The organism is Pseudomonas taiwanensis (genome assembly GCF_013393345.1).
Taxonomy (GTDB): domain Bacteria; phylum Pseudomonadota; class Gammaproteobacteria; order Pseudomonadales; family Pseudomonadaceae; genus Metapseudomonas; species Metapseudomonas resinovorans_C.
The window spans coordinates 1-8,321 of sequence record NZ_QJRF01000035.1 but is presented as its reverse complement, the minus strand read 5'-3'; the positions used below and the strand labels follow the sequence as shown (position 1 = coordinate 8,321).

At 64.8% G+C, this 8,321-nt stretch carries 7 protein-coding genes and 1 pseudogene; 7 read left to right on the top strand and 1 reads right to left on the bottom strand.

Translation table 11 applies throughout. From position 1 onward, the window contains the following. Both DM872_RS05015 and DM872_RS05010 read left to right on the top strand, forming a co-directional pair. The coding region (locus tag DM872_RS05015; RefSeq protein ID WP_179058413.1) for an aldehyde dehydrogenase family protein at positions 1-1,052 on the top strand (1,052 nt) is incomplete at its 5' end. 203 nt (positions 1,053-1,255) lie between these two features. Further along, positions 1,256-1,528: a DUF4242 domain-containing protein gene (locus DM872_RS05010; RefSeq protein WP_179058412.1), complete on the top strand. Its 273-nt coding sequence runs from the start codon at positions 1,256-1,258 to the stop codon at positions 1,526-1,528. 100 nt (positions 1,529-1,628) lie between these two features. Here DM872_RS05010 and DM872_RS05005 read toward each other — a convergent pair whose 3' ends face one another. Continuing rightward, positions 1,629-3,569, bottom strand: a complete 1,941-nt coding sequence (locus DM872_RS05005; RefSeq protein WP_256873293.1) for a sigma-54-dependent Fis family transcriptional regulator — start codon at positions 3,567-3,569, stop codon at positions 1,629-1,631. Between the two features lie 270 nt (positions 3,570-3,839). On the opposite strand from DM872_RS05005, the gene DM872_RS05000 reads away from it, so the two are divergent. The 5 genes and pseudogenes from DM872_RS05000 to DM872_RS04980 form a co-directional block, all read left to right on the top strand. Continuing rightward, positions 3,840-4,772, top strand: coding sequence for a transporter (locus tag DM872_RS05000; RefSeq protein WP_179058411.1), 933 nt, complete (start codon positions 3,840-3,842; stop codon positions 4,770-4,772). An 84-nt stretch (positions 4,773-4,856) separates the two neighbouring features. After that, positions 4,857-6,968, top strand: coding sequence for a PQQ-dependent dehydrogenase, methanol/ethanol family (locus DM872_RS04995; RefSeq protein WP_256873292.1), 2,112 nt, complete (start codon positions 4,857-4,859; stop codon positions 6,966-6,968). Positions 6,969-7,072: 104 nt separating this feature from the next. Further along, the gene (gene pqqA, locus DM872_RS04990; protein ID WP_120655176.1) at positions 7,073-7,144 is read left to right on the top strand and encodes a pyrroloquinoline quinone precursor peptide PqqA; all 72 of its coding nucleotides are present in this window, start codon (positions 7,073-7,075) and stop codon (positions 7,142-7,144) included. 105 nt (positions 7,145-7,249) lie between these two features. Beyond that, positions 7,250-8,164 (top strand): pyrroloquinoline quinone biosynthesis protein PqqB, encoded by a 915-nt coding sequence (pqqB, locus tag DM872_RS04985; RefSeq protein WP_179058317.1) that lies wholly within the window; start codon positions 7,250-7,252, stop codon positions 8,162-8,164. Between the two features lie 11 nt (positions 8,165-8,175). Beyond that, positions 8,176-8,321, top strand: a pseudogene (locus tag DM872_RS04980) (pyrroloquinoline-quinone synthase PqqC); the annotation flags it as partial.

The following is an 8,321-nucleotide window of genomic DNA, read 5'->3' as shown; positions in this document are numbered from 1 at the left end:
TGATGCCCAATGATCAGTTCCACGGCTTCATCCGCCGTGAGGCGGTGGGCGTGGTCGGCGCCATCGTCGCCTGGAACTTCCCGCTGCTGCTGGCCTGCTGGAAGCTCGGCCCGGCGCTCGCCACCGGCTGCACCGTGATCCTCAAACCCGCCGACGAAACCCCGCTGACCGCCCTCAAGCTGGCCGAACTGGTGCTGGAAGCCGGCTACCCGGCCGGGGTGTTCAACGTCATCACCGGCACCGGCCTGAATGCCGGCGTCGCCCTCACCCGCCATCCGGGCGTCGACAAGCTGACCTTCACCGGCTCCACCGAAGTCGGCAAGCAGATCGGCAAGGCGGCCATGGACAACATGACCCGCGTGACCCTGGAACTCGGCGGCAAGTCGCCGACCATCGTCCTGCCCGACGCCAACCTCGCCGAAGCCGCCGCCGGCGCCGCCAGCGCGATCTTCTTCAACCAGGGCCAGGTCTGCTGCGCCGGCTCGCGCCTCTACGTGCACCGCAAGCATTTCGACAACGTGATCGCCGACATCGCCGGCATCGCCAACGGCATGAAGCTCGGCAACGGCCTCGACCCGAGCGTGCAGATGGGCCCGCTGATCTCCGCCAAGCAGCAGGACCGCGTCACCGGCTACATCGAGCTCGGCCGCGAGCTGGGCGCCACCATCGCCTGCGGCGGCGAAGGCTTCGGCCCCGGCTACTTCGTCAAGCCGACGGTGATCGTCGACGTCGACCAGCAGCACCGCCTGGTGCAGGAAGAAATCTTCGGCCCGGTGCTGGTGGCAATGCCCTTCGACGACGTCGATGAAGTCATTCGCATGGCCAACGACAACCCCTACGGCCTCGGCGCCAGCGTCTGGTCCAACGACCTCGCGGCGGTGCACCGGATGATTCCGCGCATCAAGTCCGGCTCGGTCTGGGTCAACTGCCACAGCGCCCTCGACCCGGCCCTGCCCTTCGGCGGCTACAAGCTCTCCGGCGTCGGCCGCGAAATGGGCGCAGCGGCCATCGAGCACTACACCGAGCTGAAGTCGGTGCTGATCAAGCTCTGATCCGCCGCTACACGGCTCTCGTAGGGTGGATCACGCTTCACCGATCCACCTTTCGGCGCCCAACCCGGCACCGCTGGTGGATGGAAAAAGCGCCATCCACCCTACAAAAGCCGTACTCCGACCTGTGGGAGCGAATTCATTCGCGAATGAATTCGCTCCCACAAGAAAGCAACCAGACAACCCACAACAACAAGGAAACAACCATGCCGAACTACGTCATCGAACGCGAAATCCCCGGCGCGGGAAAACTCACCATCAAGGAACTCCAGGCCATCTCGCAGAAGTCGTGCGCCGTGCTCGGTGCCATGGGGCCGCAGATCCAGTGGCTGCACAGCTACGTGACCGACGACAAGGTCTATTGCGTGTACCGCGCGGATAACGAACAGCTGGTCCGCGAACATGCCGAGCAAGGTGGCTTCCCGGCCAATCGCGTGTCCGAAGTGCGCGGGATCATCGATCCGACCACGGCTCGCTGACGCGGCAACCAACCGCCTGCGCACCTGATGGGTTTCGCAAGCTCAACCCATCCTACGGAGCTTTTGTAGGATGGGTGGAGGCACGATACCCATCACCCCCCTAGGTTTCGCCCATCGCTTTGAGCTTGCGGTACAGGGTTGCCCGCCCGATGCCCAGGCTGCGGGCGGCAGCCGAGAGATTGCCCTGGCAGGCGTCGATGGCGGCGCGGATCGCGCGCTGTTCGGATGCCAGCAAGGTATCCCCCGCCAGTGACTGCGGAGCGACAGCCGCAACCGTTTCCATCTCGCGCCCCGGCGCCTTGGGGATAGCCTGCAGCACCTCGTCTGGCAGGTGCTGCAATCCGATCCAGCCCTCGTCTTCAGCCAGCGCGGCGGCGAGTCGCAGCGTCTGGTGGAGCTGCCGGATATTCCCCGGCCAGCTGTAATTCAGCAGGGCTTGCAATGCGGATTCCTCCAGCGCGAGCGGCGCATGGGATGCCGTCTCGCTTTGCAGCAGTCGCTGGATCAACAGCGCCAGGTCGGACCGTTCGCGCAGGGCCGGCAGGGTGACCCGCAGGCCATTGATGCGGTAGTAGAGGTCCTCACGGAAACCCTGGTCCTGCGACAGCTGCGCCAGGTCGCGGTGGGTCGCGCAGATCAGCGCGCAATCCACTTTGATCACGGCGGTACTGCCAAGACGGCTGAGGCTGCGCTCCTGCAGCACCCGCAACAGGCGTCCTTGCAGCTCCAGCGGCATATCGCCGATCTCGTCCAGGAACAGCGTGCCCTGGTGCGCCTGCTCGATCTTGCCGGCCGCCCCGCCCTTGCGGCTGCCGGTGAACGCGCCTTCGACATGGCCGAACAGTTCCGACTCGATCAGGCTCGCAGGAATCGATGAGCAGTTGATCGCAATGAAGGGCCCACTGGCGCGGGCACTGCCCTCGTGCAGCAATCGGGCAAGCACTTCCTTGCCAGTGCCGGTCTCGCCGTTGATCAGCACCGGGATATCCCGCGCAAAGGCCTTGCGCGCACGTTCCAGAGCAGAGCTGACGGCCGGGTCTTCGAGGCACGGCCCCTGCGCGGCGAGAGGGCGGCGCTCGGCCGTGGTGAAAGGTCGCGGTGGCTCGGGCAACTGCCCGGCCTTCTTGTCCGGCGCGGTGGTGAGGCAGGCATGCAGATGACTGCCCCACTGCGTCTGCATGCGGAACGGTACGCTGAGATCGTAGCGGCGATAGCAGACGGCATGGGCGAACGGCATGTCGAACAGCTCGTTGAAATCCATCCCCGGTTTCAACCCCGGCGACGAGAAGATCTGCGTGGCGATGCGATTGGCGCCCTTCAGCTTCCCGACCGGATCGAACGCCAGCAGCCCCTCCATGGGGGTGCCGAGGATGTCCAGTCGATAATGCAGATGCACCAGCAGGACATTCCCCAGCTCCATGAACATCCGCCGCTCGATGGCGCGTGCCGCGATGACCAGGGATTCCAGGCAGTAGAGGGAGGTGGCCGGTCCTTTGCGGCTGGCATCCAGCACACCGACGATTCCACCATCGAGGCCGAAGATCGGGGTGGCCATGCAGGTGAAGGCACGCGCCTCTTCCAGGTAGTGGTCGGAGCCGGCCACCACTACGGTTTCCTTTTCTTCCAGGGCGCAGCTCGGGCCGGTGGTGCCTACCAGCGTTTCGAGGAATTGCGCGCCGGGCCGGAATACCTGATTGAGCTCCTGGCTGGCGCTGTTGCACTTGCCGATCGAGCTGAGCACCACCCCTTCCATGTCGATGCAGGCGAGCACCCAGTCCTTCGGTGCCAGTGCCCCGTGCAGCTGTTCCATCTCGGGCGAAGCAGCGCGCAGCAGCAAGCCGCCGTGGTCCTGGATGTCCTTCGGGCGAACCACCACCGGCGCGTCGAACAGCACCCGGTCACAAGGCGATATACCGTACTGGTGGGAGCGCTGCCAGGAGCGTGCGATCAGTTGCGATCCGAAGGCTTGCCTGCGGCCTTCAGGTGACATGAGAACCGTCCTGCCTTCAGTGGCGGGAGTGGGGTCATCGGGCTTGCTCATGGCTCATCCTCGAAACGGTTGTATCACTCCGGTACAGCATCTCCGCCCTGCCTCTGACTCAGAGTGAGACAGCGAGTCGATGCGGTTGCCCAAAGGCTCCTGACCGTTAATGTCATCGTTACACAAGCCATTGATTTTCAAGAACTAATCAGAACTCAAAACAACATGGCACAGGTCCTGCTGAACAGCTGGTGCGTCTCCGGTTCTTCCCTGATTTTCAAACCGGAAACAGCAACCGATTCTAAACAAAAACAATAAAAGGTGATGTCCATGAAGAAGAGCGCATCCGCTCATCTCGCCTGTACCAGCAGCACGCAGAAGACGGCTCTTTCCAGGGTCCTGACCCTGGCCACCACCCTCGGCCTCGCGGCCGGTTTCAGCTCCTTCGCCCACGCCCTCGATGTGGATGCAGGCGACTACACCGCCTTGCCCGAAGGCACCAACCTCGGCCTCCTGTACTACCAGCACGCCGAACGCGACGCCCTCTACGCGAATGGCCACAAGGCACCCATCGACGCCGGCCTGGATTCGGACGTGGGCATCCTCCGGGGTGTCCACTTCATGAAGCTGGGCGACTACATCATCGATCCGCAGTTTCTGCTGCCCTTTGGCAATGTCCGTGCCAAGGACGACCTCAAGGGACTGGGCAGCGACAGCGGCACCGGCGACCTGATCCTCGCGTCCACCCTCTGGCTGGTGAACGACCCGGCCAAGCGCCGCTACTTCGGTATCACGCCCTTCATCTTTGCGCCGACCGGCAGCTACGACAACGACCAGCCGATAAACCTCGGCGAGAATCGCTGGAAGCTCACCCTCCAGGCCGGCTACATCACCGGTCTGACCGACAAGCTCACCCTCGACCTGGTGGGCGACGTGACCTTCTTCGGCGACAACGACGACTACGGTCCGGACAGCGTGACACGCAAGCAGTCGGAGCTTTATCAGGGCCAGGCGTTCCTGCGCTACAACTTCACTCAGAGCTTCGATATCCGTGCAGGCATCTCCAGGACCTGGGGCGGCGAAAGCGAAGTCGACGGCGTCGACCTGGATGACGAGCCCGATACCAGCAAATACAGCATAGGCGCTTCCTACTTCATCACGCCCACCACCCAGGTGCTGGCGACCTATGGACAGGACCTGTCCGTGGAGAATGGATTCGAGGAAAGCAACCGCATCAACCTGCGCCTGCTGCAGGTGTTCTGACCTTTCGCCAGCCGCCCGCCTGATTCACATCGGATGAGCGAAAAACACTCCGCCCATAACAAGCACATCAAGGAGTCCTGCGTAATGTCCCAAGCGCAGCCCATGCACAAAAACCGTACCCGCCTCGCCGCCGCCCTGCTCGTCGCCCTGCTGGGCCCAGCTGCCTACGCGGCGCCCGTCGACCAGGCCGCCATCGTCGCCAGCAAGAAAGATGGCAATGAATGGCTCAGCCATGGCCGCACCTATGACGAACAGCGCTTCAGCCCCCTGAAGCAGATCACCGCCGACAACGTCGGCAAGCTCGGCCTCTCCTGGTACCTCGACCTCGATAACCACCGTGGCCTGGAAGCGACCCCGCTGTTCTCCGACGGCGTGCTCTATGCCTCGCTGTCCTGGAGCCGCGCCATTGCCGTCGACGTCGCCACCGGCAAGGTTCTCTGGACCTTCGATCCGCAGATCGAACGCGGCAAGGCCCGCGACGCCTGCTGCGATGCCGTCAACCGTGGCGTCGCGCTGTGGAATGGCAAGATCTACATCGGCACCCTCGATGGCCGCCTGATCGCCCTGGACGCCAAGACCGGCCGGGAAGTCTGGAGCCAGCAGACCACCGACAACAGCAAGCCCTACACCATCACCGGCGCCCCGCGCGTGGTGAAGGGCAAGGTCATCATCGGCAACGGCGGCGCGGAGTACGGCGTGCGCGGTTACTTCGCCGCCTACGACGCCGAGACCGGCAAGATGGCCTGGCGCTTCTACACCGTGCCCGGTGACCCGGCCAAGCCCTATGAGCATCCGGAGCTGGCCGAAGCAGCCAAGACCTGGAAAGGCGACGAGTATTGGAAAGGCGGCGGTGGCGGCACCGTCTGGGACGGCATGGCCTACGACCCCGAGCTGGAGCTGCTCTACATCGGCACCGGCAACGGCTCGCCCTGGAACCGTGAGCTGCGCAGCCCCGGCGGCGGCGACAACCTCTACCTGTCGTCGATCCTCGCCGTGGACCCGGACACCGGCAAACTGGCCTGGCACTACCAGACGACCCCGGGCGAGACCTGGGACTTCACCGCGACCCAGCAGCTCACCCTGGCGACCCTCGAGCTCGACGGCAAGCCGCGCAAGGTGATCATGCAGGCGCCGAAGAACGGCTTCTTCTACGTGCTCGACCGAGAAACCGGCAAGCTCCTGTCCGCCGAGAAGTTCGGCAAGGTGACCTGGGCCGAGCGCGTCGACCTGGCCACCGGCCGCCCCGTGGAAGTACCGGGTGTGCGCTACGAGAAAGAACCCGTCGTGATGTGGCCGAGTCCGTTCGGCGCCCACAGCTGGCACTCGATGTCCTACAACCCGCAGACCGGCCTGGTGTACATCCCCTACCAGGAAATCCCCGGTGTCTACCGCAATGAAGGCAAGGACTTCGTCCGCCGCAAGGGCTTCAACACCGGCGCCGGCTTCTCCGACGCCACCGAGATTCCGCGCGAAGCGGTGTCCGGTGCGCTGCTCGCCTGGGACCCGGTGAAACAGAAGGAAGCCTGGCGTGTGCCCTACCCGCACTACTGGAACGGCGGCACCCTGAGCACCGCGGGCAACCTGGTATTCCAGGGCACCGCCGCCGGTAACCTGGTGGCCTACTCGGCCGACAAGGGCAAGCAGCTCTGGTCTTTCGCCGCCCAGACCGGCATCGTCGCCGCGCCCATGACCTACAGCTACAAGGGCGAGCAATACGTGGCGATCATGGCTGGCTGGGGCGGTGTCGCCCCACTGATCGGCGGCGATGCGGCGAAAGCGCCGGGCGTCAGCAACGTCAGCCGCCTGCTGGTGTTCAAGCTGGATGGCAAGGCCAGCCTGCCGCCGCTGCCGGAGAAGCAGGTCGCCGCCCTCACCCGCATCCCGAAACCGGTCCACGCCAGCGAAGCCGACCTGAAGGCGGGCCAGCAGCTGTACGGCAGCTACTGTTCCGTATGCCACGGCGTCGGGGCGATGAGCGGCGGTCTGGTGCCTGACCTGCGTAAATCCGACGAGTCGCGCCGCAGCCTGTTCCAGCAGATCGTCCGCGAAGGCGTGCTGCGCCCCCTGGGCATGCCATCCTTCGGGGACACTTTGACCGCGGACGAGGTCGAAAAGATCAAGGCCTACGTCATGAGCCGCGAGTATGCGGACTACACCAAGGAGCAGCAGGCGACCGCTGCGAAAGACAAACCCTGATCGGGGCCAGGCAAGGCGGCCACAACCTCGCCGCCTTGCCTGACCAAATCGGATGAAGAGTGCTTCGATTCACCCCACGCAACAACAAAAGAGAGGACTCAACTATGTGGACCAAACCCAGCTACACCGACATGCGCATTGGCTTTGAAGTGACCCTGTACTTCGCCAATCGCTGATGCTCCACGGCGCTGCGCTGGCCTCCACCGGCGCATCGTCCTTGCTTGGCCCCGGTTCGCCGGGGTCCTTTTTCTTGCAGGACTCCGAGGCAGGTCGTACTCGCCATGCACATCCAGATTCTCGGCTCGGCCGCCGGCGGCGGCTTCCCCCAGTGGAACTGCAACTGCCGCAACTGCGCCGGCGTACGCAGCGGCAAGGTCCGCGCGCAGCCGCGCAGCCAGTCCTCCATCGCCCTCAGCGCCAATGGCGTCGACTGGGTGCTGTGCAACACCTCCCCGGATATCCGCGCCCAGCTCGAGGCCTTTCCGCCGCTGCAACCGGCCCGCCGCCTGCGCGACACCGGCATTGCCGCGATCATTCTGATGGACAGCCAGATCGACCACGTCACCGGCCTCCTGAGCCTGCGCGAGGGCTGCCCGCACCCGGTCTGGTGCACCGACATGGTCCACCAGGACCTGTCCAGCGGCTTCCCGCTGTTCAGCATGCTCCAGCACTGGAATGGCGGCCTCACCTGGAACCCCATCGACCTGGCCAGCCCGTCGTTCACCATTCCCGCTTGTCCGGGCCTGAATTTCACCGCCATTCCCCTGCGCAGCAGCGCGCCGCCGTACTCGCCGCACCGCGGCAACCCGCACCCCGGTGACAACATCGGCCTGTTCGTCGAGGACCTGGAGAGCGGCGGCAGCCTGTTCTACGCCCCGGGCCTGGGCCAGGTGGATGACGCGCTGCTCGACTGGATGCGCCGCGCCGACTGCCTGCTGGTGGACGGCACGCTCTGGCGTGACGACGAGATGCGCCACTGCGAGGTGGGCGACAAGCTCGGCAGCGAGATGGGCCACCTGCCGCAGAGCGGCCCGGGCGGGATGATCGAGGTGCTCGACGGCATTGCCGGTCCGCGCAAGGTGCTCATCCACATCAACAACACCAACCCGATCCTCGACATCGATTCCGCCGAACGCGCCGAACTGGAGCGCCACGGCATCGAAGTGGCCTGGGATGGCATGAGCATCGTGTTGTAACGGAGCCCGAGATGAACCAGATCGCCATGACGCCCGCCGAATTCGAACAGGCCCTGCGTGCCAAGGGCGCCTGCTACCACATCCACCACCCGTACCACCGGGCGATGTACGAGGGCAGTGCGACCCGCGAGCAGATCCAGGGCTGGGTGGCCAACCG

What these genes read in the sequence shown, in the direction of transcription:
- pqqB (WP_179058317.1), top strand. Translation starts at nt 7,250, where the DNA reads ATGCACATCCAGATTCTCGGCTCGGCCGCCGGCGGCGGCTTCCCCCAG.
- DM872_RS05010 (WP_179058412.1), top strand. Translation starts at nt 1,256, where the DNA reads ATGCCGAACTACGTCATCGAACGCGAAATCCCCGGCGCGGGAAAACTC.
- DM872_RS05005 (WP_256873293.1), bottom strand. Translation starts at nt 3,569, where the DNA reads ATGAGCAAGCCCGATGACCCCACTCCCGCCACTGAAGGCAGGACGGTT.
- DM872_RS05000 (WP_179058411.1), top strand. Translation starts at nt 3,840, where the DNA reads ATGAAGAAGAGCGCATCCGCTCATCTCGCCTGTACCAGCAGCACGCAG.
- DM872_RS04995 (WP_256873292.1), top strand. Translation starts at nt 4,857, where the DNA reads ATGTCCCAAGCGCAGCCCATGCACAAAAACCGTACCCGCCTCGCCGCC.